The organism is Aureimonas endophytica, from assembly GCF_014642635.1.
GTDB classification, from domain to species: Bacteria; Pseudomonadota; Alphaproteobacteria; order Rhizobiales; family Rhizobiaceae; genus Plantimonas; species Plantimonas endophytica.
Genome location: NZ_BMIQ01000001.1, coordinates 827,579 through 852,778 on the forward strand (window position 1 = coordinate 827,579; position 25,200 = coordinate 852,778).

Genomic DNA, 25,200 nt, shown 5'->3' on the forward strand with positions numbered 1-25,200 from the left:
GGCAATACCGGCCAAAGACAAACAGACCAGCGACCCGGCCTTGGGCGCCGGACGACAGTCTCGTCTAGTATTGGAAGTTTTCAGCGCTTGGAGGATTGGTGGGTGTACTAGGGCTCGAACCTAGGACCCGCTGATTAAGAGTCAGCTGCTCTACCAACTGAGCTATACACCCGTTCCGAAGGCCTTGGAGTTTCATCCGCGCCGTCGGGATGAGCGCGTTATAAGAGGGCTTTTCGGCGCTGTCCACCCCCTTTTCGCGGGCTTTGCGATCTTTCTTTCGCGGGCGCCCTCGCCCCTCAGTTCCAGCGGAAATGGCGCGTCAGGGCGCGCGGCAGCGGCTCCGGCACGAGCTTGGCGATGGTCTGCGACGGATGGGCTTCCGGCGGCGCGGCGCTCGCCATGGGCGAATTGGGAAGCGTCAGTTCCTCTTCCTCGTCCACGAAGTCGAGGAAGCGGATGCCGGCGAAGGTGCCGCGGCGATAGACGAGGCGCGCCGGCCGGATCGTCCGGTCGTCGCCGATGCGCACGCCGAATTCCTTCGGCAGATGCGCGGCCTCGTCGATGGTCAGAAGCGCACCCGTCGACGAGATATTGCGCACGACGCAGTCGAAGACGGAAAAGTTGTTGTTGAACAGCACCTGCGCCCGCTTCAGCACCTTGGTGCGCGGGGCGATCCGGCGCTCGGCGCCATCGGCCTCTTCGGCGGCATGGCCTTCTTCGTAGATCAATGCACTCAACGGCGTGCGTCCCTCGACCGCCTCAGCGTTCCTCGACGTCGGGTCGATTATGGGAACAGACCCCCTAACAAAGCGTTAGGACGGCACGCCAGACGGGTGCGGCCTTTCGGCCGCACCCGTTCCGTCCGCGAGATCAGTTGCGGGTCTTGTCGACCAGGGCGTTCGACTTGATCCAGGGCATCATGCCACGCAGTTTGGCGCCCACTTCCTCGATCTGGTGGCTGTCGTTGACGCGGCGGATGCCCTTGAAGCGAGCCGCGCCCGAACGGTATTCCTGCATCCAGTCGGAGGTGAACTTACCGGTCTGGATGTCCTTCAGCACGCGCTTCATCTCCGCCTTGGTCTCGTCGGTGATGATGCGCGGGCCGGTGACATATTCACCCCATTCGGCCGTGTTCGAGATCGAGTAGTTCATGTTGGCGATGCCGCCCTCGTAGATGAGGTCGACGATCAGCTTCACCTCGTGCAGGCACTCGAAATAGGCCATCTCGGGCGCATAGCCGCCCTCGACCAGCGTCTCGAAGCCGGCGCGGATCAGCTCGACCAGACCGCCGCAGAGCACGACCTGCTCGCCGAAGAGGTCGGTCTCGCATTCCTCCTTGAAGTTCGTCTCGATGATGCCCGAACGGCCGCCGCCGACGCCGCTGGCATAGGAGAGCGCGAGTTCCAGCGCGTTGCCCGAGGCGTTCTGATGCACGGCCACGAGGCAGGGCACGCCGCCGCCCTTCTGATATTCGCCGCGCACCGTATGGCCCGGGCCCTTCGGCGCGATCATCACCACGTCGACCGAGGCCTTCGGCTCGATCAGGCCGAAATGGACGTTGAGGCCATGGGCGAAGGCGATCGCGGCGCCGTCGCGGATGTTCGGGGCGATCTCCTGCTTGTAGATGTCGGCCTGGAGCTCGTCCGGCGTCGCCATCATCATGAGATCGGCCCAGGCCGCCGCCTCGGCGACGGACATGACCTTGAAGCCGTCGGTCTCGGCCTTCTTGGCGGTGGCCGAGCCCGGACGCAGCGCGACCGCGACATTGGCGGCGCCCGAATCCTTCAGGTTCAGCGCATGGGCGCGGCCCTGGCTGCCATAGCCGATGATGGCGACCTTCTTCGACTTGATGAGGTTCAGATCGGCGTCGCGATCGTAATAGACACGCATGATGGTCTTTCCTTCCCTTGTGTTTGGAAATCCGCCCTCAGCCGGCCGTGACGCCGGCTGGGGATGTCTGTTTCGCCCCGTAAAGGGCGAGAAACTGTCCGGCCGCGCGGGCGGCGTCGCGATCGATCGCCTCCGTGGCGGCGGGTTCCGGGTCGCCGAGCAGAAGGCGGATCTGCACGTCGCGCACGACGAGACCGAAGAAGGTGCTGAAGGCCTCCTCCTCGCTGGCGAAGACGATGAGGCCGCCGGCCTTGCCGGCATGTAGCACCGGCGCGAGACGCCGGCGCATGGCGAGCGGGCCGTTCTCCAGGACGATCCGGCCGAGATCGCGCCCCTCGTCGCCCGCCTCGCCGATCGCCAGCCGATTCAGCGCCACCGAGGTGCGGCCGCCGAGCGTCGCCAGCCAGTCCCGGGCGAAATGTTCGAGGCTCACCCGCAGCGATTCGCGGTCGAAGCCCTCCGGCGGCACGGCCACCGGCCTGACCTTCGCCGCCTGCCACTGCACGGTCGCCGTCAGCAGCCCGTCGCGACCGCCGAACCATTTGTAGAGCGTTTCCTTCGAGCAGCTCGCCCGATCCGCCACGGCGGCCATGGTGAGCTGGCGTTTCGGATCGACGAGAAGGGCGAGCGCGGCGTCCAGCACCTCGCGCTGGCGCGCCGTCGGCGCCTCCTCCGTCTCCGCTGCCCTGTCGAGAACGTCCAACGCCATGACCGTACCGTACGTTACGGTACAGCGCTCTAGCGGCTTCCGACGCCGAGATCAAGGCGCCGAAAGCCTAAAGTGGTCGAGGCTCCCCTCAGGTCCCGCGACAGGCGGCGAGGAAGCGGCGGACGGTTTCCGCCATGCCGAATTCCAGCGCATCCGCCGTCAGCGCGTGCCCGATCGACACCTCGGCGAGCGCGGGAATGCGGGCGAGGAGCGGCGGCAGATTGGCGACGGTGAGGTCGTGGCCGGCATTCACCGCGAGGCCTTCCGCATGGGCCGCGTCGGCGGTCTTGCCGAGCGCCTCGATGATGCGCGCCGCCGCGTCCGGGTCGCTGTGGCAGCCGCCATAGGGGCCGGTATAGAGCTCGATCCGATCCGCCCCGACTTCGGCGGCGAAGGGCGCCTGTCCGGGATCGGCGTCGACGAAGAGGGAAACGCGCATGCCGCCCTCCTTCAGGCGGGCGACGATCGGCCTCAGCGTTTCGCGCTCCGCGCGCACGTCCCAGCCGTGATCGGAAGTCGCCTGGCTCGGATCGTCCGGCACCAGCGTCACCTGCTCCGGCCGCGTGCGCTCGACGAGTTCCATGAAGTCGCGGCTCGGAAAGCCCTCGATGTTGAACTCGGCTCCCGGAAACTCATCGTCGATCAGGGCGCGCAGCTCCGGCAGGTCGGAAAAGCGCACATGGCGCTGATCGGGGCGCGGATGGACGGTGAGGCCATGCGCGCCGGCCTGCAGCGCGATGCGGCCGAGACCGGTGACGCTCGGCCAGGGCAGATCGCGACGATTGCGCAGCATGGCGATCGCGTTGACATTGACGGAGAGCTGAGTCGGCATCATCGACCTCCCGAGAGCGTTGGGCGATGTTTCGCGCCGCGCGCGATCCGCCGCAACGGCTTTCTGCGCCGGCGCGCCGGCCACCGGCCGCGCGCGTCGACAGGACATGGCATCGCCCCTCCCATCGGCTAGAGGGGAACGGGTCGAACGAAGGCATGAAGCGGCGGAACATGGACGTGACGCGGGAGATCATTCCTTGGGTCTGGCAGGGGGAACGCCTGGCGATTGGCCTCGATCGCGTCGGGCACGGCCCCGTCCTTCTCGCTTTGCCGGCGCCGAGTTCGATTTCGACACGCGGCGAACTCATGCCCCTCGCTCGGAGGCTCGGCACGCGCTTCACGCTTCTCTGCGTCGACTGGCCCGGCTTCGGCACCCATGCGAAACCGGCGCTCGCCTGGACGCCGGAGGCCCAGGCGGCGTTTCTGCGCCATCTTCTCGATGCCGTCGCGCCGCAGCCCTTCGCGACGCTCGCGGCCGGGCATGGGGCCGCGACGCTCCTCACCGTCGCGGCGGAGCGCGACGCGGGACGCCTCTGCCTGCTCGCGCCGACATGGCGCGGTCCGCTGCCGACGATGCTCGGGAGCCGCGCGGCCCTGTTCGAGCGCATCGCGGCCCTCGCCGAACATCCGATCCTCGGCCCCCTTCTCTACCGCGCCAATGTCAATCGGCCGATGATCCGCATGATGGTGGGCGGGCATGTCTTCGAGGACCGGGCCGGCCTGACGCCCGAATGGCTAGCCGCGAAGGCCGAAGTGGTGAACGCGCGGGGCGCGCGGCATGCCTCGCTGCGCTTCGTGACGGGCGCTCTCGACGCCTTCGCCGACCGCGCCGAATTCCTGGCGGCGGCGAGCCGTCTGCGGGCGCCGATCCTCTGTCTCTATGGCGACCGGACGCCGCGACGCTCGAAAGCCGAGATGGCGGCCCTCGGCGCGCTGCCAGGAGTGCGGACGCTCGTCCTGCCGCGCGGCAAGCTCGGCCTCCACGAAGAGTATCCCGATCTCGTCGCCGATGCGATCCGTCGCTTTCTCGACGAAGGCTCGGACCAGACCGCGTGAGACCCTCCGGGGCGAGGGTCGGAAGCACTCAGAACGCGAAGGACGTCCGCCGCCAGACGACCACCCGACCATCCTGCACCGGCGCGAAGGCGGGCACGAAATTGGTGCGCAGGCGCTCGGCGATCTCTTCCGCCTCGGCCGAGTCCGACAGGCGCAGCAGCGCATGCAGGGCTTCGAGGACCCGCGCCTTGGTTCTTCCGGGCGTGCCGCCGCGTTTGTCCGCACCCGCTTCGATCTTCTCGAGTTCGACCACGAGGCTGATGATGTTTCGCCGCTCGCCGATCTTCAGATCGTCGATGCGATAGGCCTTGCCGTAAAGATCATCATACGACGATTTCTTGCCATATGGGCCAATCATCCGTCCCATTGTCTTGGCTCCCATGCCCGAGGATATGGGAGTACCGTAGCGATGGGCCGACCATCACTCCAATGCAGCACTGTTACATGCGTGGCACGAATGTTGACCGGTTAACGAACCGATATCAGGCGCCCGTCAGCGCACGATGGTCAGCGTCTCCGCCGCGCGGGTGATCGCGGTATAGAGCCAGCGCTCGCGCGTTTCCTTGAAGGCCCAGCTCTCGTCGAACAGCACGACATCGTTCCACTGCGAGCCCTGCGCCTTGTGGACGGTCAGCGCATAGCCGTAGTCGAAATCGTCGAAGCGCTTCTTCAGCGACCAGGGCACCTCGGCATCCGGCTCCTCGAAGGCCGATTTCAGGAGCTTGATCTTCGCCGCCCCGCCATCGACATCGTCCTCGTCCGGCTTGACGATCAGGTTGATGCCCGGCTTCGTCGTTTCGGGCGAAGCCGTCATCACCTGCCAGAGCGAGCCGTTAAGCAGCGATTTCGTCGGATCGTTGCGCAGGCAGACGAGCTTGTCGCCGGCGCGCGGCAAGGCGCCGTCGAAGCCCTTCAGCTCGCGCAGCCGCGCATTGTAGCGCCGCCGGGTGCGATTGGTGCCGACGAGCACCTGATCGGCCTTCATCACGGCATCCCGGTCGACGTCGCGCTTGCCGATCACCCGGGCCGAGCCGAACTCGCCATAGTCGAGCTCGCCGCCCTCGCGCACCTTCTGCGCCAGCGCGACGATCGGATTGTCGCGGGCCTGACGGTGGATTTCCGTCAGGAGAAAGTCGGGCTCGGCTTCGGTGAAGAACCCGCCGCCCGAGACCGGCGGCAGCTGGCCCGGATCGCCCAGCACGAGGACGGGCGTGCCGAAGGACAGGAGATCGCGCCCGAGCTGCTCGTCCACCATCGAGCATTCGTCGACGACGACGAGCTTGGCTTTCGCGAGCGGACTCTGCCGGTTGAGCGAGAAGGTCGGCGAGACGCGCGACGTGCCCTTCTCCTCGTCCTCGACGGTTTCCTCGCCGCGCGGCCGGTAGATCAGCGAATGCAGCGTGCGGGCGTTCTTCGCGCCCTTGCTGCGCAGCACCTGCGCCGCCTTGCCGGTGAAGGCGGCGAACTGCACGGTGCCGTCGACATCGGCGGCGAAATGCTTGGCGAGGGTCGTCTTGCCGGTGCCGGCATAGCCGAAGAGGCGGAAGAGCGGCTGGTCGCCGGCCTTCAGCCAGTCGCCCACCGCCTTCAGCGCCTCGTCCTGCTGGGGAGAGAATTTCATGGCCTAGCCGAGATCCGTATGGGCGAAGTCGTTGCCCTTGTAGAGCAGCTTCGCGCGGGCAAGCTTCGCCATGGCATAGGAGAAGCAATCGCCCATGTTGAGGCGGGCGGGGTGACCCGAGCCCTTGCCGAAGCGAGAGGAGGCCTCGATCGCCAGCCGGCCGGCCTCGCCGGTGATCGGCACGAGCGCGATCTCGGATTGTTCGAGGAAGTTCAGGACGATCTCCGCCGCCTCTACCAGAGGAATGGATTTGACGCGGGCGACGGCATGCGCGGCTTCGTAGAGCGCGATGGCGGACGTCGTCGCCGTCGTGCCTTCCAGCAGGCGAATCAACTGCTCGCCTTCGGTCTCGCGATTGAGGATGGCGACGATCGCCGATGCATCGACGAACATCAGTCCTCCTCGTCGTTCAAGGAATCGTAGAAGGCTTTGTCGGGGACAAAGCCGGTATTCGGCAGGGCGTCGAGGCGATCGAAGAGCGGTTGCAGGCGCTCGCGCAGCGGCACCTTGCCCTTCTCGCGCGCCAGTTCGTTCTCGACCGCCTCGCGCACCGCCTCGGTCAGCCCGACGCCTTTGCGCGACGCGAGTTCGCGCACCAATGCGTCCGTCCGCTCGTCCCGGATATGAAGCGCCATCATCGCCTCCGTGTAGATGCGCGTCCATAGCATCTACACGATAGGAACACAATGAGAACGAAGGTCAGCGCAGCATCGGCCAGAGCGTCGCGACGAGAAGCAGGCCCATCACGATGTTGAAGATCCGCAGCCGCTTCGGATCGGCAAGGAAACCGCGCAGCGCGACGCCGAAGCCGGTCCAGATCGCCGCGCTCGGGATGCCGACGACAAGGAAGGCGGCCGTGACGATGGCGACCGAGAGAACCGGCATGTCGTCGCTGACATAGGCGCCCATGGCGACGAGCGCCATCGCCCAGGCCTTCGGATTGACGACCTGGAACAAGGCCGCCTGCGCAAGGCTGATTGGCTTCGCCTCCCCCGTCTCGTCGCGGGCGGCGGCCGCCTTGGCGAAGGCGATCTTCCAGGCGAGCCAGAGGAGATAGAGGGCGCTCGCCGCCTTCATGACGAGCGACAGCGCCGGCACCGCATGGATCAACGCGCCGAGCCCGGCCCCGACCGCCAGCAGAAGCAGTCCGAAGCCGATCTCGATGCCGAGAATATGCGGGATGGTGCGGCGGAAGCCGAAATTCACCCCGGAGGTCATCAGCATCATATTGTTCGGCCCCGGCGTCACCGAAGACACGAGAGCGAAGGTGGCGAGCGCCACCAGGACGTCGAACGGCATCGGACGGGCCTCGGAGGATAAGCGGTCAGGTCGCCTCGGCGCCGCGCGTCAGAGCGGCGACGCCGGTGCGGCAGACTTCGACCAAGCCGATCGGCTTCATCAGCGAGATGAACTTGTCGATCTTGGAGCTCCGGCCGGTGATCTCGAAGACGAAATGCGTCGTGGAGGAATCGACCACCTTGGCGCGGAAGACATCGGCGAGGCGCAGCGCCTCGACCCGCTTGTCGCCGGAGCCCGCGACCTTGACGATCGCGAGCTCGCGCTCGATCGGGCCGGTCTCGCCGTCATCCCCCGCCACGCGGGTGAGATCGACCACGCGATGCACCGGCACGATGCGGTCGAGCTGGCTCTTGATCTGCTCGATGATGTGGCGCGTGCCGCGCGTGACGATGGTGATGCGCGAGAGATGCTTCTCGTGCTCGGTTTCCGAGACGGTAAGGCTCTCGATATTGTAGCCGCGCCCGGAGAACAGGCCGATGACACGGGCGAGCACGCCCGGTTCGTTGTCGACCAGAAGCGCCAGAGTGCGCGCCTCGGCGCTCTCCTTCTCGGCTTCGATGAAATAGGCGGAGGCGGGCGGCTGGATCGTGCGGCTCATAAGGCTCGGACTCGTTCGCGGATGAAATTCATTAGAGAAGCTTGGGAACAACCGGCAACTCCGCCGCCGATCGCTGAGCACGTTTCACGAGCGCCGCATCGAAGCTCAGGAACTCGTCGCACTCGCGGGCGCCCGCCAGATGGATGGCATCGGCGAAATCGAGCCCTGCCCTGAACAGGGCCAGGGCATCGATCACGAGGTCTTCCTGCTCCAGCTCGACATTCGGCAAGGACAGCAGCGCCTCCAGGCTCGCGGCCAGCCTTTCGGGCGAGAAGCCGAACGCGCTTCGCAAGACCCATCCGGTCTCGAGCAGCACGGTCGTCAGGACCAGGACGGGACCGGACTCGAAGAGGCGGCGGACCTTTTCGAATTGCGCCGGATCGTCCCGGGCAATCAACCGGACGAGAATGTTCGTATCAATCGCCCTTGGCATGCCACCGCCGCTTCGCCTCGTCGAGGATCGCCGCCTGAATCATGTCGTCGGTCACGGCCGGTCCTTCGTATCGCGGGACGCGGGCCACGAATTCGTCGATCGTGATCGGCGGATATCGTTCCCGGCGGCGTGACGCCTTCGGCCGAAGCAGGACTTCTCCCCGATGAGCGACGATCTCGAGCTCGGTCCCGGCTGCCCAGCCGTTCGCCTCGCGTACGGACCGCGGGATGAGGACCGAACCGACTTCCGAGATCTTCGCCGTCATCGTCATGGGCTTCAGCTCCGGCCGAAACGAGCGCCGGCCGAGACCGGCGCCCGTTTCGCCTCTTACACCAATTCGCGCCCCTTGGCGTCGATCGCGTTGGCGACTGCCTCGTCCGTCGCCTCGTCCGGCAGCATCATCTCGTTATGCGCCTTGCCCGAGGGAATCATCGGGAAGCAGTTGGCAAGATTGGCGACGCAGCAGTCGAAAATCACCGGCCGGTCGACCGTGATCATCTCCTCGATGGCCGCGTCGAGATCGCCCGGCTTCTCGCAGCGCAGGCCGACGCCGCCGAAGGCCTCCGCCAGCTTCACGAAATCGGGAAGCGCCTCCGAATAGGAATGCGACAGGCGGTTGCCGTGCAGCAGCTGCTGCCACTGGCGGACCATGCCCATATACTGGTTGTTCAGGATGAAGATCTTGATCGGCGCCCCATACTGCACGGCCGCCGACATCTCCTGCATGGTCATCTGCACCGAGGCGTCGCCGGCGATGTCGATGACCAGCGCGTCGGGATGGGCGATCTGCACGCCGAGCGCCGCCGGCAGGCCGTAGCCCATGGTGCCGAGGCCGCCGGAGGTCATCCACCGGTTCGGCTCCTCGAAGCCGTAGAACTGCGCCGCCCACATCTGGTGCTGGCCGACCTCGGTCGTGATGAAGGTCTTGCGATGCTTGGTCAGTTCGTAGAGCCGCTGAATGGCATATTGCGGCATGATGGTGCCGCCGTCCTGGCGATAGGCGAGACAGTTGCGCGCCCGCCAGGCGTCGATCCGCTTCCACCAGCCGGCCAGCGCCTCGGCATCGACCGCCCTCTTCTCCTCCTTCCAGATGCGCAGCATGTCGGCGAGGACATGGCCGACATCGCCGATGATCGGCAGCTCGACATGCACCGTCTTGTTGATCGAGGACGGGTCGATATCGATATGGATCTTCTTGGAATTCGGCGAGAAGGCGTCGAGCCGGCCGGTGATGCGGTCGTCGAAGCGCGCGCCGATGCAGAGCATGACGTCGCAATCATGCATCGCCAGATTGGCCTGATAGGTGCCGTGCATGCCCAGCATGCCGAGCCAGGCCTTGCCGGAGGCCGGATAGGCGCCGAGGCCCATCAGGGTGGAGGTGACGGGAAAGCCGGTCACCTCCGCCAGTTCGCGCAGCAGGCGGCTCGCCTCCGGTCCGGAATTGATGACGCCGCCGCCCGAATAGATGATCGGCTTCTTCGCGCCGGCCAGCATGGCGACGGCGGCGCGAATGCGCTCGATCTCGCCGTCGAGCCTCGGCCGATAGCTCTCGTGGACGACGCGCGAGGGCGGCGGCGTATAGGTGCCGGTGGCGAACTGGACGTCCTTCGGCACGTCGACGACGACCGGGCCGGGCCGGCCGGAGGTCGCGACATAGAAGGCCTCGTGCAGGATGCGCGCCAGATCCTCGACATCCTTCACCAGCCAGTTGTGCTTGGTGCAGGGCCGCGTGATGCCGACCGTGTCGCATTCCTGGAAGGCGTCGGAGCCGATCAGCGTCGTCGGGACCTGGCCGGAAATGCAGACGAGCGGAATCGAGTCCATCAGCGCGTCCTGGAGCGGCGTCACGGCATTGGTGGCGCCCGGGCCAGAGGTGACGAGCATGACGCCCGGCTTGCCGGTGGAGCGGGCATAGCCCTCCGCCGCATGGCCGGCGCCCTGCTCGTGCCGGACGAGAATGTGCTTCACCTCGTCCTGCTGGAAGAGCACGTCGTAGATCGGCAGGACGGCGCCGCCCGGATAGCCGAACAGATGTTCGACGCCATGGTCCTTCATCGCCTGGACGACCATCTGGGCGCCCGTCATCCTGCGTTCTCCGGCAGTCATGTGCTTGATCCGTTTCCTGTCTCGCCGCACTCGCCGTCTGCGCGGCCTGATGTTGCGGAATGAGGGTTGAAGCTGAATTCGGGCAATAAAAAAGGCCCGCGAGGGGCCTTGGATCGAGCGCACACGTGGCATCAGCCGGACGGTCCCTAGACCGTCTCGCGTGTGCGCTCCCGTACGAGAATAAGCTTCTTCGTCATGGCGGAGACGCTAGCGAAGTCGCGGCGCCCCGTCAACACCTCGTCAAGCAAGGCCTCACCCGCGATCGAGATCGATGCGCCGATAGCGCGCCTCGACGAAGGCATAGACGCCGAAGGCGACGAGGCCGAGGCCCGTCGCGGCGAGCGCCAACCAGCCGAAGCGCCAATTGGCCATCTCGTCCAGCGCCGCCTCCAGCCCGGGCGTCTCGCCGGACCGGTAGGAGGCCGCGCCGGTGAAGATCAGCCAGGCGAGGATCAGGAAGGTGACGCCGCGCGCCACGAGGCCGAACTGGCAGATCGGCTTCAGGAAGCGCGAGCGATCGGGCGGCAGGCGCAGATATTTCATGAAGCCGGCCTTCGCGCCCTTCACGATATGGGCGATGCCGACCCCGGCGAGAATCGCCGCGACGAGGAAGGTCAGCGCGCGGCCGAAGCCGGCCTCGTAGGCATAGGCGATCGCCGTCCGCTTCGCGTCTCCGCCCGAGGAGGCCTGCGCGCCGATCGCCAGATGCCCGGCGAACAGCGCGAGCGCGCCATAGGAGATCGCGCTGCCGACGAGACCGGCGCGGACCACCAGCCCCTTGGCGCCCGATCCGTGCCCGTCCGGGTCCTTCCAGGCCTGGAGGACGCGCCAGAGCGCGAAGGCGACGAGCGCCAGGACGAGAATGCCGAGCAGGATCGCGCCGCCCGCCGTGCCGAAGACGAAGGAGACGGCATCCTTCGAACTCATGGTCTGGCCCGTCGAATAGGCGGCCTTGGCGGCGAAATAGCCGATGATGAGGAAGACCGCGCCCCGCGCGACATAGCCGGCGCGGGCGGCGGCGGCGATCCGCTCCTCGTGGCGTTGAACGAACTCGCTCGTGGACATGCCTGTTCTCCCCCGGTGCCGCAAAACCGGAGAAGGCGGGGCCGAGTTCCCACGGAACGGCTCAGTCCGGCATGCTGGAAAGTTCGGGCATTTCCCGCGCTTGCCAGGACGCGTCCAGCTGATGCCGGAACCAAGTGTCCTGCCGCTTCGCATATTGCCGGCTGCGGGTGATCGCCCGCTCGACCGCCTCGGGCAGCGACAGGCCGCCGGCGAGATGGTCCAGCAGCTCCGGCAGGCCGATCGCCTTGCCGGCCGTCGCTCCGGCCACCAACTCGCCACGCCGGAAGCGCGCCGCCTCCTCGAGTGCGCCGGCCGCCATCATCTCATGGAAGCGGCGGGCGATCCGCTCGCGCAGAAGGGCGCGCGGCGGCCGCAGGACGATCTTGATCGCCGCCGCCGTGTCGATCAGCGGGCGCCCTGCCCCTTGCTGCATCTCGCCGATCGGCCGGCCCGTGGCGGTGACGAGTTCGAGCGCGCGGACGATGCGCTGCGGATCGCTCGGCCGGATGCGGGCGGCGGCGGCGGGGTCGAGGCGCCGCAGTTCCTCGTGGAGCGCCGCCGGCCCCTCGGCGAGCGCTCTGGCGCGATAGGTCTCGCGAATCGCGGCCGGAACGGCCGGCATCGCGTCGATGCCGCCGAGCAGCGCGCGAAAATAAAGGCCGGTGCCGCCGACGACGATCGGCACCCGGCCCGCCTCGCGCAAGTCGGCGAGCAGCGGCTCGACATCCCGCATCCAGGCCCCGACGCTGTAATCCGTCGCCGGATCGACATGGCCGTAGAGACGGTGGGGAACGGCGGCGAGATCGGCATCGGAGGGCTGGGCCGACAGGATCTCGATGCCGCGATAGACCTGCATCGAATCGGCATTGACCACGGTGCCGCCGAGCCGGCGCGCATAGGCGAGCGCCAGCGCCGACTTGCCGCTGGCGGTCGGCCCCGCTATCAGCACCGCCGAGTTCTGCCTGTCCTTCCGGGTCATATTCTTCCATGCATGTGGCGACGTTGATTTCCGCCCGCGCCGCCCGGCGCCTGTCCCCGGATCTGGCGCGGGAGGCCGCCCGGCGTCTCGGCGCCGCCGAACCGGACTGGCTGGAAGCCGAGGTCGCCTGCGATCTCGCCCTTCCGGCGACGCCGGCGGCCGGGACCGTCGCGGAGCTCCAAGCCTTCCTCGCGGCAGCCGCGATCGACTGCGTCGTGCAGGAGGCCGCGACGCGGCGCAAGCGCATTCTCATCGCCGACATGGATTCCACCATGATCGGCCAGGAATGTATCGACGAGCTCGCGGACATCATCGGCATCAAGACCGCCGTCGCCGCGATCACCGCGCGGGCGATGAATGGCGAGATCGCCTTCGAGCCGGCGCTGCGCGAGCGCGTCGCTCTTCTCAAGGATCTGCCCGAGGCGACGATCGGCCGGGTGATCGAGGAGCGGATCACGCTGGCCGAAGGCGGCCGGACGCTCGTCCAGACGATGCGCGCCGAGGGCGCGGTGACGGCGCTGGTCTCCGGCGGCTTCACCGCCTTCACGAGCGCCGTGGCCGCGATGCTCGGCTTCCACGAGACCCGCGCCAATCTCCTCCTCGTCGAGAACGGGCGGCTGACGGGGCGCGTCGCCGATCCGATCCTCGGCAAGGAGGCGAAGGTCGCCGCGCTGGAAGAGATCGCCGCAGCCAACGGCCTGACGCCGGGCGACGCGATCGCGGTCGGCGACGGCGCCAACGATCTCGGCATGATCCAGCGCGCCGGAACGGGCGTCGCGATCCACGCGAAACCCGCCGTCGCAAGTGCCGCGCCCCATCGCATCGACCACGGCGACCTCACCGCCCTCCTCTTCCTGCAAGGCTACCGGGCGGTGGAATTTCGGAACTGAAGGATCCGTCGAGCAAGAGGCGACGTCCCCGCCGGCGCGCTCGACAACCTTTTCAAAGAATCAGCCCGAGAGGGCGGGATCAGTGGCCCGTCCTCATCCCTTCCCATCCCACGGCCAGAATGTCCGAAGCAGGCGCGCCGACCAGCGTTCCGGCAGTCGCGGCCGGATGGGCTGTGAGGAAAGTCTCGGTGATCCGCCAGCCGATCGCATAGCCGGCCCAGCGGGGCAGATCGCCGTTGCCGAAGAACCAGGCGGTATGGTCGTAGGCGGCACCCGAGCTCTCGCGTTCCGCCGCCTCGATCACCGCCCGCGTCAGGTCCGACGACCGCGCCCAGGGCGGCGGCGGGCGGCCCGTCACCTCGCAGGCGAAGTGATCGGCGAGCCCCTCCGAGACCAACGCCTCGCCGAGGGTTTCGCCATAGCCGACCGAAGCATGGCGCATCGCGTGATGCAACTCATGCGCCAGGGTCGCCGCGAAGTCACCGGCTTCGACGCTGGCCGCAAAGGCGGCGTTGCCGGGATCGAGAGCGATGGTCGCGAGGCTCGGCTCGTAGCAGGAGCCGCCGAGGCCGATCTCCGGGATGACGCCCCATGCGGAATGCCGGATCACGACATCGACGGCATGCGCTTGGGCGTTCCGCTCGACGAGCGCGTCGATGCGGCGCGACACCGCTTCCGTCTCGTCTTCGATCCGGTGCCGCCAGGGGGCCAGCGATCCGTTGGCTTCGAGAAAATGCAGCCGGAGATCCATCGCCGACCCTACTGGATCGGCACGATCACCACGCGCAACTCGCCGCTGGCCGAGGCGAGGAGGAGGAGCGCGTTCTTGCGGCCGTCCGTCTTCAGCTTGGCCAACTTCTCGGCGACGTCCTTCGCCTTGGCGACGCTTTCCTGTGCCACTTCCTTGATGACGAGGCCGGGCTCGATGCCCTTCTCGGCGGCCGGTGAATTGGGCGCGACCTTGGTGATCACCACGCCGGCCAGCCCTTCCGCCAGCTTGTACTGCTTGCGCAGCTCGTCGGTCATATCAGCGAAGGTCATGCCGAGCGCTCCCGGCGCGGTGGCGGCCTCGCCGGGCTTGGCCTTATCGCCCGGCTTCGCGCCGCCTTCGGCCTCGCTCATCAGCTTCTCGCCGTCTTCCAGGCGGCCGAGCGTGATCTGGACGGTCTGTTCCTGCATGGGGTCGGTCGGCGTCGCCTTGCGCAAGAGCTTGATGTCCACCGACTTGCCGACCGGCGTCTCCGCCACGATGCGCGGCAGGTCGCGCGAGGAGGTGATCGGCTTGCCGTCGAAGGCGGTGATCACGTCGCCGATCTTCAGCAGCCCGTTGTCGGACGGGCCGCCCGGCACGATGCCCATGACGAGCGCGCCCTTGGCGTCCTGAAGCCCGAGCCCCTCGCCGATCTCGTCCGTCACTTCCTGCAGGCGGATGCCGAGCCAGCCGCGCCGCGTCTCGCCGAAATCGCGCAGCTGCGTCACGACATTGGCGGCGAGCGCCGAGGGAATCGAGAAGCCGAGGCCGATCGAGCCGCCGGTCGGCGACAGGATCGCCGTGTTGATGCCGACGACATCGCCGTTCATATCGAAGAGCGGACCGCCGGAATTGCCCTTGTTGATCGCGGCATCCGTCTGGATGAAATTGTCGTAGGGGCCGGCATTGATGTTGCGGCCGCGCGCCGAGACGATGCCGATCGACACCGAGCCGCCGAGGCCGAAGGGATTGCCGATCGCCAGCACCCAGTCGCCAATGCGGATCTTCTCCGAATCGCCGAACTTCACCGATTTCAGCGGGTGTTTCGACTCCACCTTCAGGACGGCGAGATCGGTCTTGGTATCGACGCCGAGGAGCTTGGCGTCGAGCTTCGAGCCATCGGCGAAATTGACGGTGATCTCGTCGGCATCGGCGATGACGTGATTGTTGGTGACGATCACGCCGCTCGGATCGATGACGAAGCCGGAGCCGAGCGATTCGACCTTGCGCGCTTCGCCGCCCTGGCCGTCCTTCAGCAGATCGTTGAAGAAATCCTGGAGCGGCGAGCCTTCCGGCGCCTTCAGCTGCGGCGTCTGCTCGTCACTGGCGCCATCCTCCACCTTCTGGGCGGTCGAGATATTGACCACCGAATCGAGAAGGCTCTCGGCGAGATCGGCGACGGAATCGGGTCCCTTGTGGCGCGGCAGCGCATTGGTCGGGCTGGCCGGCACGCCCGGCGCGGCGGGATTGATCGTGTCCGCCGCCGGCTTCTGCGGCGCGACCGGCTGGTCGCCGGGCGGCGGCGCGATCACCCCCTGCGCTTGGACGGACAGCGCCGTGCTCGCGCAGAGAAGAACGGCCAGCGCCCCGGCCATGCCGCCCGAAATACGTCCGGCCATCGCAGATCCTCGATTCCATCGCTCGGCGCGGCTGGCAAGGCAGCCGACCCGTTCCAGAAGGCAATCCGAAAAGCGCCCGACAATCAAGACCGGCGGCGCGGCTCGAACCATATGCGAAAAGGGCACGGGAAGCCCTGCGGCGCCCCGTGCCCTCGCGTTTCAGGTCGCCGTCACGGCGCCGGCGCGGGCGCCGGAGGGGCACTGGCCGGCGGCGCCGAGGGCGCGGCGGGGGGTGGCGCCGGCGGCGTCGCGCCCGCCGCTGGCGGTGTCGCGCCCGGCGCCGGCGGCGTGAAGCGTCCGCCCTGCCCGTCCGCGTCGAAATAGCGGAAGAAGTCGTTGCCTTCCGGCGAGACCATCATGGTCGTGCCGCTGCCGAGGGCGGTGCGATAGGCTTCCAGGCGACGGAAGAAGTCGAAGAAGCTGGCATCGCGACCATAGGCCTCGGCGAGGACACGGCTGCGCTCGGCCTGGCCCTCGCCTTCGAGGGCGGCGGCATCGCGCTGGGCCTCGGCGGTCAGCGTCACCGCCTCGCGATCGGCGGCGGCGCGGATCTCGCGCGCCTTCACCTGACCGTCGGCGCGCAGCCGCTCGGCCTCCGCCAGACGCTCGGCCGACATGCGGGCATAGGTCCGCTCCGAGACTTCCGGCGTCAGATCCGTGCGGCTGATGCGCACGTCCTCCAGACTCACGCCGAGATTGGCGGCCTCGGGGCGCACCTGATCGCGCACCTCGACCATCATCTCGGCGCGCGCCGCCGACAGCGCCGCGTCGAAGGTCCGGCGGCCATAGGTGGCGCGGATCGCCGAGTTGAAGCGGGTGAGGAGACGCTGCTCGGCGACGTCGAGCTGGCCGCCCGCCACCGCCTGGCGGAACTTGCGCGCATCGGTGATGCGATAGACCATGAAGGCGTCGACCTCGTAGAAGGCGCCGCTCGCCACCTGCACGCGCAGATCCGTCAAGTCGGAGCGCAGGAGACGCGTCGGCAGCTTCTGAACGTTGTCAGCATTGGCGAAGGCGAAGGGCATCTTCACATAGAGGCCCGGCTGGTCCAGGACGCGCTGGATCTGGCCGAAGCGCAGCACCACGGCCTGCTCGCCCTGGCGCACGACGAAAAGCGCGTTCCAGACGACGAAGAGCACCAGGACGACGAGGATCAGGAGGCCGTAGAAGCGGTTCGAGATCATTGGGCGCCCTCCTGCGTGCCGGCGCCGAGCGAGGTGCTGCGCGCCCCGTTGCCGACCGTCGCGCCGCCCGCCGTGCGCGAGGCGCCGGTGGACTGGAGGGGCGGCGCGCCGCTGATGCCGTTCGACGCGGCGTCGGCCTGCGGCCGGGGCAGCTGATCGAGCGGCAGATAGGGCACGATGCCGTTGGCGCCGGTGACGTCGCCCTCCACCAGGACCTTGCGCGCCTTCTGCATGACGGCCTCGACCGTCTCCACCCAGAGGCGGCGGCGGGTAATGTCGGGCGCGTTCAGATATTCGGTGAGGATCGAGCTGAAGCGCCGCGATTCACCCTCGGCCTCCTGCACGACGCGGTCCTTGTAGGCGGCGGCGTCCTGCCGGATCTGCACCGCCTCGCCGCGCGCGTCGCCGAGCTTGCGGTTGCGGTAGAGATTGGCCTCGTCGACGAAGCGGTCCTGGTCCTGAGCGGCGCGCTGCACCTCGTCGAAGGCGCTCGCCACCTGCTGCGGCGGCGCGGTCTCCTCGATCGAGACGGCATTGATGCGCACGCCCGCGCCATAGCGGTCGAGCGAATCCTGCATGATCGAGCGCACCTGCTCGGCGATCGCGGCGCGCGCGTCGCGGAAGAGGTCGTCCACCGGGCTGCGGCCGACCACCTCGCGCATCGCGCTCTGCGCCGTCTGACGCAGGAGGCCCTGCGGATCGGCGATGTTGAAGAGATAGGCCTGCGGATCGGTGATCTGATAGAGCACCGCGAACTGGACGTTCACGAGATTCTGGTCGCCGGAGAGCATCAGCCCGGCCTGCCCGCTCGTGTCGCGGCCGATGACGAGCTGGTTCTCGACAGCCGGCACGGTCTCGAAGGTTTCGAGCGGCCAGGCGGTAAAGGCGAGGCCCGGCTGGATCAGCTCCTCGCGCGGCTTGCCGAGAAAGACCTTCACGCCGTACTCGCCGGGCTGCACCATATGGACGGCGTTGACCGCCCAGACGATGCCGAGCACGGCGAGAAGACCGGCGCCGAGGGCGAGCCCGCCGCCAGAGCCATGGCCGCCCGGCAGGGCGCGTTTCAGACGGTCCTGGCCCCGGCGCAGAATGTCCTCGAGATCGGGCGAATGGTTGTTTCCCGGCCGGGGAGACTGGGGACCCTGCCCCCAGGGGCCGCCGCCGTTGCCGCCGCTTCCGCCGCCGCGCCAGCCGCCTCCCCCCGTCTGATTGCTCCAGGGCATCTAAATCCTTCCGCCTGACATGAAAGGCGCGGGACACTGCCCGCGCGATCCTCGACCTCTTTTGCCACTTATAGGAAGCGCGTTCCGCCCTTTCAACGAAGGGCGCGCGAAATGCTGGCTCTCGCGTGGCGCTATGGTGAGCGGGCCGTTCAGGACTCCGGCGGCGCGGCGCGATCCCAGACGGTGAAGCGCGTGGCGGCGCTGTCCTTCTCGCCGGCCGGCACCTTCTCTTCGCAAACAAGGCGCCAGCATGCCGGATCGACCGCCGGAAAGAAGGCGTCGCCCTGCGGCTCGGCCTCGACCACGGTCAGATAGATGCGATCGAGCCGGTCGAAGAACAGGCGATAGATCTCGCCGCCCCCGGCGATCACGATTTCGTCGGCGCCGCGTGTGGCGGCGCATTCGCGCGCCTTCTCCAGCGCCTCGTCCGGCGTCGCCGCGTGGTACGCGCCAGCGAAGGCGAGCTCGGCCCGGCCGGTGAGGACGATCGTGTCGCGTCCGTCGAGCACGCGGCCGATCGAGTCCAGCGTCTTCCGGCCCATGATCATCGGCTTGCCCAGGGTCAATTGCCGATAGCGCTTCAGATCGGTGGCGAGGCGCCAGGGCATCGCGCCCTCGCGCCCGATCACGCCGTTGCGGGCGGCCGCGACGACGGCGACGAGCCTCGGCATCAGACCGCGACCTTCGCCGCGATATGGCCATGCGCCTCGTAGCCCTCGATCGCGATGTCCTCGAAGCGGAAATCGAAGATGTCGCGGATCTCGGGATTGAGCCTGAGGCGCGGCAGCGGCAGCGGCGCGCGGGTCAATTGCAGCCGGGCCTGCTCGAAGTGATTCGAATAGAGATGCGTGTCGCCGAGCGTATGGACGAAGTCGCCCGGCTCCAGCCCCGTCGCCTGCGCCATCATCGCGGTCAAGAGGGCATAGGAGGCGATGTTGAAGGGCACGCCGAGGAAAAAGTCGCCCGAGCGCTGGTAGAGCTGGCAGGACAGCCGGCCGTCCGCAACATAGAACTGGAACAGGCAGTGGCAGGGCGGCAGCGCCATCTCATCGACGAGCGCCGGGTTCCAGGCGGAGACGATGAGCCGGCGGGAATTCGGATTCCTTCGGATGTCGTCCTGCACCTTGGCGATCTGGTCGAGATGGCCGCCATCGTAATCCGGCCAGGAGCGCCATTGCGCGCCGTAGACGGGGCCGAGATCACCGTTCTCGTCGGCCCATTCGTCCCAGATGCGCACGCCGTTCGCCTTGAGATAGGCGATGTTCGTCTCGCCGCGCAGGAACCAGAGCAGTTCGTGGATGATCGAGCGCGTGTGCAGCTTCTTCGTCGTGACGAGCGGAAACCCCTCGCGGAGATCGAAGCGCATCTGCCGGCCGAAGACGGCGCGGGTGCCCGTGCCCGTCCGGTCGAGCCGGTCGGTGCCGTTGTCGAGGATATCGGCGAGAAGATCGAGATAGGCGCGCATGACGGAAACTCCGACGCTGAGCCGGATGAAAGGCCGTGGAAGGGCTCAAGACTCTATTAAGCAGCACTTTCGCCAAGCGGTGGAATCGCCCGGCATGCTTAACGTTTTCTGAACGAGAGGATTCAACAAATCCCGCGAGGAGTCGAATCCTCGCCGCTCCAGAGAGCGGGGCGCAAGGATTCGCGGGGCTGGAGCCTGGCTGGCGCTTCCTTCGCATTTCCCCGTCGAGCGCCCTTTCGCCGAGCGCGGGAAGCGCCTATATTCCGCTTGCCGGTCGCAAGACCGGCTATGGCGATAAACGGTCGATGTAATAAACCATTCGGACCCGGGGGCGGTACCCGGCGCCTCCACCCGAAGACCTGCTGGACGGGTCCTGGGGCGGGGGCGAAACAGGATCGACGAGGGTGTAAAGATCGAACTTTCGCTCGGCATGGTACCGCCGTTATCGGGCTAAATCTATAGTTGCCAACGACAACTATGCGGAAGCCCGTCTCGCTGCTTAATGCAGCGCGATAGCTTCAATCAAAGCCCTGCGGGTTCGCACTCGTAGGCGGGGTCCGGAGGCACCTGGCAACAGAAGCCTCCACTTGCTTTTCTGCCTCACGACCTGTTCAAAGGCGGGATATTCGGGGGCGGTTTTGGGCGTCGCGATGAGTCAGGATCTCATAAGATACGATATTCTCGCGCAGGAAGCGCTGCGCGGGGTGATCCGCAAGGTGCTGGGCGAGGTCGTGAAGACCGGCCTGCCCGGGGACCATCATTTCTTCATCACCTTCCTCACCTCGGCGCCGGGCGTGCGCGTCTCCTCGCGGCTGCGCGAGAAATATCCGGAGCTGATGACCATCGTCATCCAGCACCAGTACTGGGACCTCGCCGTCACCGAGACCTCCTTCGAGGTCGGCCTCTCCTTCTCCGACATTCCCGAACGGCTGCTCGTGCCCTTCGCCGCCATTCGCGGCTTCTACGATCCGGCGGTGAATTTCGAGCTCGAATTCGACGTGCGCGACGCCGAGGCGGCGAACAGCCCCGGCAGCGAGGCGGGCGCCGCGCCGCTCGCCCTCGCCCCGGTGCCGCTCGCGGCCGAGGACAAGCCGAAGCGTTCGGCCGCGCCGGCCAAGCTCGCGACGAAGGCCGCCGACATCTCGGCCGAGGACGAGGCGGCGGATGCGCCGGCCGGCGAGCCGAAGAAGGCCGCCGACGTCGTGTCGCTCGACGCCTTCCGCAAGAAGACCTGATCTCCGCCTTGGCCGAGATCGTCAATCTCCGGCAGGCCCGCAAGCGGGCCGCCCGCGCGGCGAAGGACGCGGAGGCGGAGGCCAATCGCCGCGCCTTCGGCACGCCGCGCGCGGTGAAGCACGCGGCCGAGCAGGAGAAGGCGCGCGAGGCGCGCCATCTCGACGGCCACCGGCTAAACGAGGGCCGGACCGGACCCGACGACGGGCGATGACCCCTCTTCTTCGCAGCCGATGACCGTGAAGCGGTCGATCGCCATTCGCGGCCACCGCACCTCGATCAGCATCGAGGACGAGTTCTGGAGCGAGTTCCAGGCGATCGCCGAGGACCGCCGCCAGCCCGTCGCGGCTCTGGTCGCCGAGATCGACGCCAAGCGCAGCCCCGCCGTCAACCTGTCTTCTGCCGTCAGACTCTTCGTCCTGGCCGACGCCCTGCGTCGGGCCGCCGCCGATCAGTAACCGGAGGGCGGCCGCACGCCCGGCAGATTGGGCGCGAAGGGCGCTGCCGGCGGCACGGGGGCCGGTGTCGGCGATAGTTCGAGATCGAGATCGGTCGGCGCCGGACCGCTCCCGGACGGCACCGCTGCGCCGCGTGCCGCATCGGCGTCGCGAAGCCGCTCTTGCGCCGCGCGGGCTTCCGCCTCCACTTCCGCTGCCTCCCGGCTACGCTCGGCCGCCTGGCCCTCGCGGCGGCGGATATCCTCGCTGCGTCCGACCTCGGCCGCAGCAGCCGCATTCTCCGCCGCGCGCCAGCGATAGAGCCGGGCCTCGCGGCGCAGCCGCAGCTTTTCCTGCAAGGCGCCCTGGATGGCCTCGACACGCGCCTGTTCCCGCTCCAGAGCGCGAATGGACAGGTAGTTGGCGAGCGGCTGGGCATCGGGCACGAGGCGCGGGCCGGCGACGGGACCGACGAGTTCGTAGACGACCGCCGGCGCCGCGCCTTCCACCGCGTCGTCGCCGGGATCGAGATCGAGGCGCAGGGTGCCGGCGACCGTGGCGCGCGCCAGATCGAGCGCGCCCTCGGCCGTCAGCACCTCGCCGGAGCCCGCCTGCCGCAGCGCCGGAAAGCGCGCGACGCCGCCCGCGACGGAGAAGTCGCTCGTCAGCGCGGGCACCGGAAAGCGGGAGGCCTGGCTCTGGCGGGCGACGAGCCCGGCGACATTGGCGGGCGTCGGGTCGAAGCCCGGCACGTCGGCCGCCTTCAGGACATCCGGCAGAAGATCGGGTTTGAGGCCCGCCACGGCGCCGTTTTCCAGCTTCAGCTTGCCGGCGCCGGTCATCGCGGAGAGGAGCGCCGCATAGGACTGGCCGCTGCCGTCGAGCCGCAGCGCCGCGTCGAGCGTCCCGGCGATCGGCGGCGGCGTCACCGCCTCGGGCGCCGCCGCGTCCTCTTCGCTCGGCAGCGCGAAGCCGTTCAGGGCGATGCCGCCGAGATCGAGCCCCTGAAGGTCGGCCGTCGCGCTGAAGGCGCCGACGCCGTTGGCATTGCGAAATTGCAGAAGGCCGGCGCCGTAACCGCCGCCGAACGTGCCGCGCAGGTCGCTCAACGTCACGCTGTCCGGCGTCGTCTCCAGATGGGCGGAGGCATCGCCGAGCGCCGCCGAGCCGCCGAGGCTTACCTGATCGGCCGTCACGTCGAGTGCCAACCGGGTGGCGGGCAGGAGCGGATGGCCGAAGGCGGCGGCGTTCCAGGCGCCGGGCCGGGCGGGATCGGCCGGCGGCTGGCCGTAGACGAGACCGGCCAGCCAGGGCACCGACAGATCGGAGACGAAGACCTCGCCGGTCACCGGCCCCTCGGCGCGCCTCTCCAGCTCGGCGGAGAAATCCGTCGCGCCGATGCTGCCTTCGAGGCCCTTGAGGGACAGGGCGGCGCCGTCATAGCCGAGATCGCCGGCGAAGGTGGCGGGCAGGCTGGCGCCGGCCGCCGCGCCGAAGGCATTGCCCGTCGCCAGGAGCCAGGGCACCGCGTCGTCGCTGCCGGCCGACACGGCCAGCGTCGCCGCGCCGATGCCCGTCGCGGCGACGGCGAGCTCGCCCGAGGCGGAAAGATGCGAGCCCGGCGCCTCGGCGGTCAGCGTCGCGGCCACCGGTCCAGTAGCGCCGGCCGAGAGCGCCAGTTTCAGCCCGAGCGGCGACGGAACCGGAAGGGGAAGCGTCTCGAAGCCGATCTGGCCGAGCAATTGCGGCGGCTCGGCGCTGGTCAGGGCCAGATCGAGACCGAAGCGGCCGGCCGAGCCGCCGGCATAGATGCCGTTGCCGAGCAGCATCGACAGGCCGATCTCGGTCGCGGCCGCCGTGCCGGCGAGGTCGACATTCAGCGTCGGCCGCTCGCTCGCCGTGCCGGGCACGGTGTGCAGCATGCCGGACAGGCTGAGCGGCGCCAGCCGGTCGGCCCTGTCGCGCAGCGCGCGAAGGATCGGGATCGGCGGCAGGCGCGCCGCCAGGAGATCGAGCAGCGGGCCGACCCGTTCCGAGGCGAGCGAGACTTCCATCCGCCCGCTCGGCGTGGCGCCCAGCCCGGCGACGCTGCCCTTGGCATGAAGAGCGCTGCCGGCGAGATCGGCGATGTCGAGGCGCTCGATGGCGAGCGTATGGCCGTCGAAGGCGAGATCGGCATCGACGCGGCCCGCCTCGATGCCCTGGAAGGCGACGGGGCCGGCGGCGAGCTTCAGGCTGCCGCGCCGGGCATCGGCGATCGAATCCGTCTCGCCGGTGAAGAGCCGCGATAAGGCGACGAAGGCATCGAGATCGAGGCGACCGCCCTTGAGATCGGCGGCGAGCACGCGCTCGCCCGCCGCGCCAGACCGGTCGAGGCTGCCGGCGAGGCTGGCGCCGCCGAGATCGACCTCGAGATCGCGGAAGGACTGGTGCTCGGGCGAGAGGTCGACATCGGCCGAGAAGCCGGCCTGGGCGAGCGTGCGGATCGCCGGATCGACGCCGCCGGTCAGCCATTCGGCGAAGCCGGTCGGCTGGCGCGCCGCAACGAGGAGGGAGCCACGAAAGCCGGGGGCCTGCGCCACTGAGAGTTCGCCCGCCGCCTCCATGCGGGTGCGGCCGGGCAGTTCGGCGGCGAAGCGGCGGACGCTCCAGCCGTCCGCGCGCGGCGCGGCCTCCACCACGAGATCGCGGATCGTCGTGTCGCCGGCGACGACGACCGGCAGCGACAGGCGCGCCGTGCCGGGCAAAGCCGGGCGCGGGATCGCGGCGATGACGGAGCGCGCCGCTTCCAGGCGCCCGGCGAAGGCGAGGCCCGCCTTCGGCTCGCCGCCGGCGGCGAGCGCATCGATATCGAGCTGCTCGCCGGCGAGATCGAGACGGAATTCGGGGGCGGCACCCACCGTCAGCCCGGCGGAGCCGGTGAGGATATAGGGTTTCGGCCCGGCTCCGACCGCAAGCCGCGCGTCGCTGAGATCGAGCGCGGCGGCGGTCGCCGCGAACTTGCCCGTGAGGGTGAAGACCGGCAGGAGCCGGGCCTTCGTTTCGGCGGCCGGCTGCGGCGCGTCGGCGCCGCCGGGCGGCGTCTTCGGCGGTGCGAGCGTCGCGGTGCGGATCGTCCCCTCGAAGCGCGGACCGGTCGCCGCGAAGGCCAGCGCGCCGTCCAGCGTCGTGGAAAGGTCGAGCCCGTTGTCGTCCAGCGTCAGCTTGGCCGGCAGGCCCTTGCCGCCTTCCGCCGTGCCGGTGGAAAGCTGGAAGGCCAGCGGCCGGCCCTCGGCGCGCAGCGTGCCGCCGCCGGTCAGCGGCCCCGCCAGCGAGCGCGCGGCGAAGGCGCCCTGGATGTCGGACAGGGTGAAGCTGCGCCCGGCCCGGGCATCCGTCACCGTCACCACGCCGTCGGAAACGCTGACGTCCTCCAGGACGACCGTGGCATTCGTCGGCAGGACGCCGCCTCCGAAGGACGAGGTGAAGCGGCCGTCCGGCCCGATGCCGAGATCGAGGCGCGGCGCCTCCAGCCGCATCGAGAAGATGCGCAATTCGCCGGAAAGATAGGGCGCGAGCTCGGCATCCATGCGGAAGCTCCTGGCCGTCAGCATCGGCCGGCCCTCGCCGCCGACCTCGATATCGCCGAAGGTCACGCTCGGAAAGGGCAGGATGCGCACGACCGCCGGGCCGCGCACGGCCACCGGCTGGCCGAGAATGCGGCCGGCCTCCCGCTCGAAATCGGCGCGATAGGCGCTCCAGTCGATGAAGAGGGGCGCGACCAGCACCGCGAGAAGCGCAAGCACCACCAGACCGCCGATCGCGACGAAGC

The 25,200-nt window shown here is 68.5% G+C and carries 27 protein-coding genes, 1 tRNA gene and 1 other RNA gene; 6 read left to right on the forward strand and 23 right to left on the reverse strand.

Translation table 11 applies throughout. The features are described 5' to 3' along the window. Positions 1-96: 96 nt before the first annotated feature. The 5 genes from IEY14_RS04165 to IEY14_RS04185 all read right to left on the reverse strand — a co-directional run bounded on the left by IEY14_RS04165 (position 97) and on the right by IEY14_RS04185 (position 3,431). A tRNA-Lys gene (locus tag IEY14_RS04165) sits at positions 97-172 on the reverse strand. Positions 173-296: 124 nt separating this feature from the next. Continuing rightward, complete coding sequence (locus IEY14_RS04170; RefSeq protein WP_188906919.1) at positions 297-737, reverse strand: PilZ domain-containing protein; 441 nt, start codon at positions 735-737, stop codon at positions 297-299. Positions 738-870: 133 nt separating this feature from the next. Then, positions 871-1,890 carry a ketol-acid reductoisomerase gene (gene ilvC / locus IEY14_RS04175; protein WP_188906920.1) on the reverse strand — a complete coding sequence of 340 codons (1,020 nt, stop codon included), beginning with the start codon at positions 1,888-1,890 and terminating at the stop codon, positions 871-873. Between the two features lie 37 nt (positions 1,891-1,927). Beyond that, entirely contained in the window at positions 1,928-2,599 is a 672-nt protein-coding gene (locus tag IEY14_RS04180; RefSeq protein WP_188906921.1) for a TetR/AcrR family transcriptional regulator, read from the reverse strand. Positions 2,600-2,687: 88 nt separating this feature from the next. Next, positions 2,688-3,431 (reverse strand): pyridoxine 5'-phosphate synthase, encoded by a 744-nt coding sequence (locus IEY14_RS04185; protein WP_188906922.1) that lies wholly within the window; start codon positions 3,429-3,431, stop codon positions 2,688-2,690. 305 nt (positions 3,432-3,736) lie between these two features. On the opposite strand from IEY14_RS04185, the gene IEY14_RS04190 reads away from it, so the two are divergent. Continuing rightward, positions 3,737-4,486, forward strand: coding sequence for an alpha/beta fold hydrolase (locus tag IEY14_RS04190; protein WP_188906923.1), 750 nt, complete (start codon positions 3,737-3,739; stop codon positions 4,484-4,486). A 28-nt stretch (positions 4,487-4,514) separates the two neighbouring features. On the opposite strand, the gene IEY14_RS04195 is transcribed toward IEY14_RS04190, so the two are convergent. The 11 genes from IEY14_RS04195 to miaA all read right to left on the reverse strand — a co-directional run bounded on the left by IEY14_RS04195 (position 4,515) and on the right by miaA (position 12,587). Then, on the reverse strand, positions 4,515-4,853 hold the full coding sequence (locus tag IEY14_RS04195) for a hypothetical protein (protein WP_188906924.1): 339 nt from the start codon (positions 4,851-4,853) through the stop codon (positions 4,515-4,517). A 126-nt stretch (positions 4,854-4,979) separates the two neighbouring features. Next, a complete protein-coding gene (locus IEY14_RS04200; RefSeq protein ID WP_188906925.1) occupies positions 4,980-6,107 on the reverse strand; it encodes an ATP-dependent DNA helicase in 1,128 nt (375 codons plus the stop codon). 3 nt (positions 6,108-6,110) lie between these two features. Then, a complete protein-coding gene (locus IEY14_RS04205) occupies positions 6,111-6,500 on the reverse strand; it encodes a type II toxin-antitoxin system VapC family toxin (protein WP_188906926.1) in 390 nt (129 codons plus the stop codon). Beyond that, positions 6,500-6,742 (reverse strand): type II toxin-antitoxin system VapB family antitoxin, encoded by a 243-nt coding sequence (locus tag IEY14_RS04210; protein ID WP_188906927.1) that lies wholly within the window; start codon positions 6,740-6,742, stop codon positions 6,500-6,502. Before IEY14_RS04210 ends, IEY14_RS04205 begins: the two co-directional genes overlap by 1 nt. A 64-nt stretch (positions 6,743-6,806) precedes the next feature. Next, the gene (locus IEY14_RS04215; RefSeq protein WP_188906928.1) at positions 6,807-7,406 is read right to left on the reverse strand and encodes a LysE family translocator; all 600 of its coding nucleotides are present in this window, start codon (positions 7,404-7,406) and stop codon (positions 6,807-6,809) included. A 25-nt stretch (positions 7,407-7,431) separates the two neighbouring features. Continuing rightward, positions 7,432-8,004, reverse strand: coding sequence for an acetolactate synthase small subunit (gene ilvN, locus IEY14_RS04220; protein ID WP_188906929.1), 573 nt, complete (start codon positions 8,002-8,004; stop codon positions 7,432-7,434). Positions 8,005-8,035: 31 nt separating this feature from the next. Beyond that, positions 8,036-8,437 (reverse strand): type II toxin-antitoxin system VapC family toxin, encoded by a 402-nt coding sequence (locus tag IEY14_RS04225; RefSeq protein ID WP_188906930.1) that lies wholly within the window; start codon positions 8,435-8,437, stop codon positions 8,036-8,038. Next, positions 8,421-8,708, reverse strand: a complete 288-nt coding sequence (locus IEY14_RS04230; RefSeq protein WP_188906931.1) for an AbrB/MazE/SpoVT family DNA-binding domain-containing protein — start codon at positions 8,706-8,708, stop codon at positions 8,421-8,423. Before IEY14_RS04230 ends, IEY14_RS04225 begins: the two co-directional genes overlap by 17 nt. A gap of 56 nt (positions 8,709-8,764) precedes the next feature. Beyond that, the gene (locus IEY14_RS04235; RefSeq protein WP_373288905.1) at positions 8,765-10,522 is read right to left on the reverse strand and encodes an acetolactate synthase 3 large subunit; all 1,758 of its coding nucleotides are present in this window, start codon (positions 10,520-10,522) and stop codon (positions 8,765-8,767) included. Between the two features lie 273 nt (positions 10,523-10,795). Continuing rightward, a complete protein-coding gene (locus tag IEY14_RS04240) occupies positions 10,796-11,608 on the reverse strand; it encodes a DUF1206 domain-containing protein (RefSeq protein ID WP_188906933.1) in 813 nt (270 codons plus the stop codon). A 61-nt stretch (positions 11,609-11,669) separates the two neighbouring features. Then, positions 11,670-12,587, reverse strand: a complete 918-nt coding sequence (miaA, locus tag IEY14_RS04245) for a tRNA (adenosine(37)-N6)-dimethylallyltransferase MiaA (RefSeq protein WP_188906934.1) — start codon at positions 12,585-12,587, stop codon at positions 11,670-11,672. Positions 12,588-12,595: 8 nt separating this feature from the next. Between miaA and serB the strand changes: the two genes are divergently transcribed. Next, positions 12,596-13,477 (forward strand): phosphoserine phosphatase SerB, encoded by an 882-nt coding sequence (gene serB / locus IEY14_RS04250; RefSeq protein WP_188906935.1) that lies wholly within the window; start codon positions 12,596-12,598, stop codon positions 13,475-13,477. Positions 13,478-13,556: 79 nt separating this feature from the next. On the opposite strand, the gene IEY14_RS04255 is transcribed toward serB, so the two are convergent. The 6 genes from IEY14_RS04255 to IEY14_RS04280 all read right to left on the reverse strand — a co-directional run bounded on the left by IEY14_RS04255 (position 13,557) and on the right by IEY14_RS04280 (position 19,719). Then, entirely contained in the window at positions 13,557-14,228 is a 672-nt protein-coding gene (locus IEY14_RS04255) for a DUF2268 domain-containing putative Zn-dependent protease (protein WP_188906936.1), read from the reverse strand. 8 nt (positions 14,229-14,236) lie between these two features. Further along, a complete protein-coding gene (locus IEY14_RS04260) occupies positions 14,237-15,847 on the reverse strand; it encodes a Do family serine endopeptidase (RefSeq protein ID WP_188906937.1) in 1,611 nt (536 codons plus the stop codon). 170 nt (positions 15,848-16,017) lie between these two features. Next, the gene (hflC, locus tag IEY14_RS04265) at positions 16,018-17,031 is read right to left on the reverse strand and encodes a protease modulator HflC (protein ID WP_308421997.1); all 1,014 of its coding nucleotides are present in this window, start codon (positions 17,029-17,031) and stop codon (positions 16,018-16,020) included. Next, positions 17,028-18,254 (reverse strand): FtsH protease activity modulator HflK, encoded by a 1,227-nt coding sequence (gene hflK, locus IEY14_RS04270; RefSeq protein WP_210318265.1) that lies wholly within the window; start codon positions 18,252-18,254, stop codon positions 17,028-17,030. The genes hflC and hflK overlap by 4 nt, the downstream gene beginning before the upstream one ends. 149 nt (positions 18,255-18,403) lie before the next feature. Then, positions 18,404-18,925, reverse strand: a complete 522-nt coding sequence (locus IEY14_RS04275; RefSeq protein ID WP_188906938.1) for a dihydrofolate reductase — start codon at positions 18,923-18,925, stop codon at positions 18,404-18,406. Continuing rightward, entirely contained in the window at positions 18,925-19,719 is a 795-nt protein-coding gene (locus IEY14_RS04280) for a thymidylate synthase (RefSeq protein WP_188906939.1), read from the reverse strand. The genes IEY14_RS04275 and IEY14_RS04280 overlap by 1 nt, the downstream gene beginning before the upstream one ends. A gap of 230 nt (positions 19,720-19,949) precedes the next feature. On the opposite strand from IEY14_RS04280, the gene ssrA reads away from it, so the two are divergent. The 4 genes from ssrA (at position 19,950) to IEY14_RS04300 (ending at position 21,410) form a co-directional block, all read left to right on the forward strand. Beyond that, positions 19,950-20,307, forward strand: a transfer-messenger RNA (tmRNA) gene (gene ssrA / locus IEY14_RS04285). A 62-nt stretch (positions 20,308-20,369) separates the two neighbouring features. Next, positions 20,370-20,954, forward strand: a complete 585-nt coding sequence (locus IEY14_RS04290; RefSeq protein WP_188906940.1) for an SspB family protein — start codon at positions 20,370-20,372, stop codon at positions 20,952-20,954. 8 nt (positions 20,955-20,962) lie between these two features. Continuing rightward, a complete protein-coding gene (locus tag IEY14_RS04295; RefSeq protein WP_188906941.1) occupies positions 20,963-21,166 on the forward strand; it encodes a DUF4169 family protein in 204 nt (67 codons plus the stop codon). Between the two features lie 19 nt (positions 21,167-21,185). Then, positions 21,186-21,410: a ribbon-helix-helix domain-containing protein gene (locus tag IEY14_RS04300; RefSeq protein ID WP_188906942.1), complete on the forward strand. Its 225-nt coding sequence runs from the start codon at positions 21,186-21,188 to the stop codon at positions 21,408-21,410. On the opposite strand, the gene IEY14_RS04305 is transcribed toward IEY14_RS04300, so the two are convergent. Beyond that, positions 21,404-25,177, reverse strand: coding sequence for an AsmA family protein (locus tag IEY14_RS04305; RefSeq protein WP_188906943.1), 3,774 nt, complete (start codon positions 25,175-25,177; stop codon positions 21,404-21,406). The genes IEY14_RS04300 and IEY14_RS04305 overlap by 7 nt on opposite strands. Positions 25,178-25,200 lie beyond the last annotated feature (23 nt).

What these genes read in the sequence shown, in the direction of transcription:
- ilvC (WP_188906920.1), bottom strand. Translation starts at nt 1,890, where the DNA reads ATGCGTGTCTATTACGATCGCGACGCCGATCTGAACCTCATCAAGTCG.
- IEY14_RS04180 (WP_188906921.1), bottom strand. Translation starts at nt 2,599, where the DNA reads ATGGCGTTGGACGTTCTCGACAGGGCAGCGGAGACGGAGGAGGCGCCG.
- IEY14_RS04185 (WP_188906922.1), bottom strand. Translation starts at nt 3,431, where the DNA reads ATGCCGACTCAGCTCTCCGTCAATGTCAACGCGATCGCCATGCTGCGC.
- IEY14_RS04190 (WP_188906923.1), top strand. Translation starts at nt 3,737, where the DNA reads ATGCCCCTCGCTCGGAGGCTCGGCACGCGCTTCACGCTTCTCTGCGTC.
- IEY14_RS04195 (WP_188906924.1), bottom strand. Translation starts at nt 4,853, where the DNA reads ATGGGACGGATGATTGGCCCATATGGCAAGAAATCGTCGTATGATGAT.
- IEY14_RS04200 (WP_188906925.1), bottom strand. Translation starts at nt 6,107, where the DNA reads ATGAAATTCTCTCCCCAGCAGGACGAGGCGCTGAAGGCGGTGGGCGAC.
- IEY14_RS04205 (WP_188906926.1), bottom strand. Translation starts at nt 6,500, where the DNA reads ATGTTCGTCGATGCATCGGCGATCGTCGCCATCCTCAATCGCGAGACC.
- IEY14_RS04210 (WP_188906927.1), bottom strand. Translation starts at nt 6,742, where the DNA reads ATGGCGCTTCATATCCGGGACGAGCGGACGGACGCATTGGTGCGCGAA.
- IEY14_RS04215 (WP_188906928.1), bottom strand. Translation starts at nt 7,406, where the DNA reads ATGCCGTTCGACGTCCTGGTGGCGCTCGCCACCTTCGCTCTCGTGTCT.
- ilvN (WP_188906929.1), bottom strand. Translation starts at nt 8,004, where the DNA reads ATGAGCCGCACGATCCAGCCGCCCGCCTCCGCCTATTTCATCGAAGCC.
- IEY14_RS04225 (WP_188906930.1), bottom strand. Translation starts at nt 8,437, where the DNA reads ATGCCAAGGGCGATTGATACGAACATTCTCGTCCGGTTGATTGCCCGG.
- IEY14_RS04230 (WP_188906931.1), bottom strand. Translation starts at nt 8,708, where the DNA reads ATGACGATGACGGCGAAGATCTCGGAAGTCGGTTCGGTCCTCATCCCG.
- IEY14_RS04235 (WP_373288905.1), bottom strand. Translation starts at nt 10,522, where the DNA reads ATGACGGGCGCCCAGATGGTCGTCCAGGCGATGAAGGACCATGGCGTC.
- IEY14_RS04240 (WP_188906933.1), bottom strand. Translation starts at nt 11,608, where the DNA reads ATGTCCACGAGCGAGTTCGTTCAACGCCACGAGGAGCGGATCGCCGCC.
- miaA (WP_188906934.1), bottom strand. Translation starts at nt 12,587, where the DNA reads ATGACCCGGAAGGACAGGCAGAACTCGGCGGTGCTGATAGCGGGGCCG.
- serB (WP_188906935.1), top strand. Translation starts at nt 12,596, where the DNA reads ATGCATGTGGCGACGTTGATTTCCGCCCGCGCCGCCCGGCGCCTGTCC.
- IEY14_RS04255 (WP_188906936.1), bottom strand. Translation starts at nt 14,228, where the DNA reads ATGGATCTCCGGCTGCATTTTCTCGAAGCCAACGGATCGCTGGCCCCC.
- IEY14_RS04260 (WP_188906937.1), bottom strand. Translation starts at nt 15,847, where the DNA reads ATGGCCGGACGTATTTCGGGCGGCATGGCCGGGGCGCTGGCCGTTCTT.
- hflC (WP_308421997.1), bottom strand. Translation starts at nt 17,031, where the DNA reads ATGATCTCGAACCGCTTCTACGGCCTCCTGATCCTCGTCGTCCTGGTG.
- hflK (WP_210318265.1), bottom strand. Translation starts at nt 18,254, where the DNA reads ATGCCCTGGAGCAATCAGACGGGGGGAGGCGGCTGGCGCGGCGGCGGA.
- IEY14_RS04275 (WP_188906938.1), bottom strand. Translation starts at nt 18,925, where the DNA reads ATGCCGAGGCTCGTCGCCGTCGTCGCGGCCGCCCGCAACGGCGTGATC.
- IEY14_RS04280 (WP_188906939.1), bottom strand. Translation starts at nt 19,719, where the DNA reads ATGCGCGCCTATCTCGATCTTCTCGCCGATATCCTCGACAACGGCACC.
- IEY14_RS04290 (WP_188906940.1), top strand. Translation starts at nt 20,370, where the DNA reads ATGAGTCAGGATCTCATAAGATACGATATTCTCGCGCAGGAAGCGCTG.
- IEY14_RS04300 (WP_188906942.1), top strand. Translation starts at nt 21,186, where the DNA reads ATGACCGTGAAGCGGTCGATCGCCATTCGCGGCCACCGCACCTCGATC.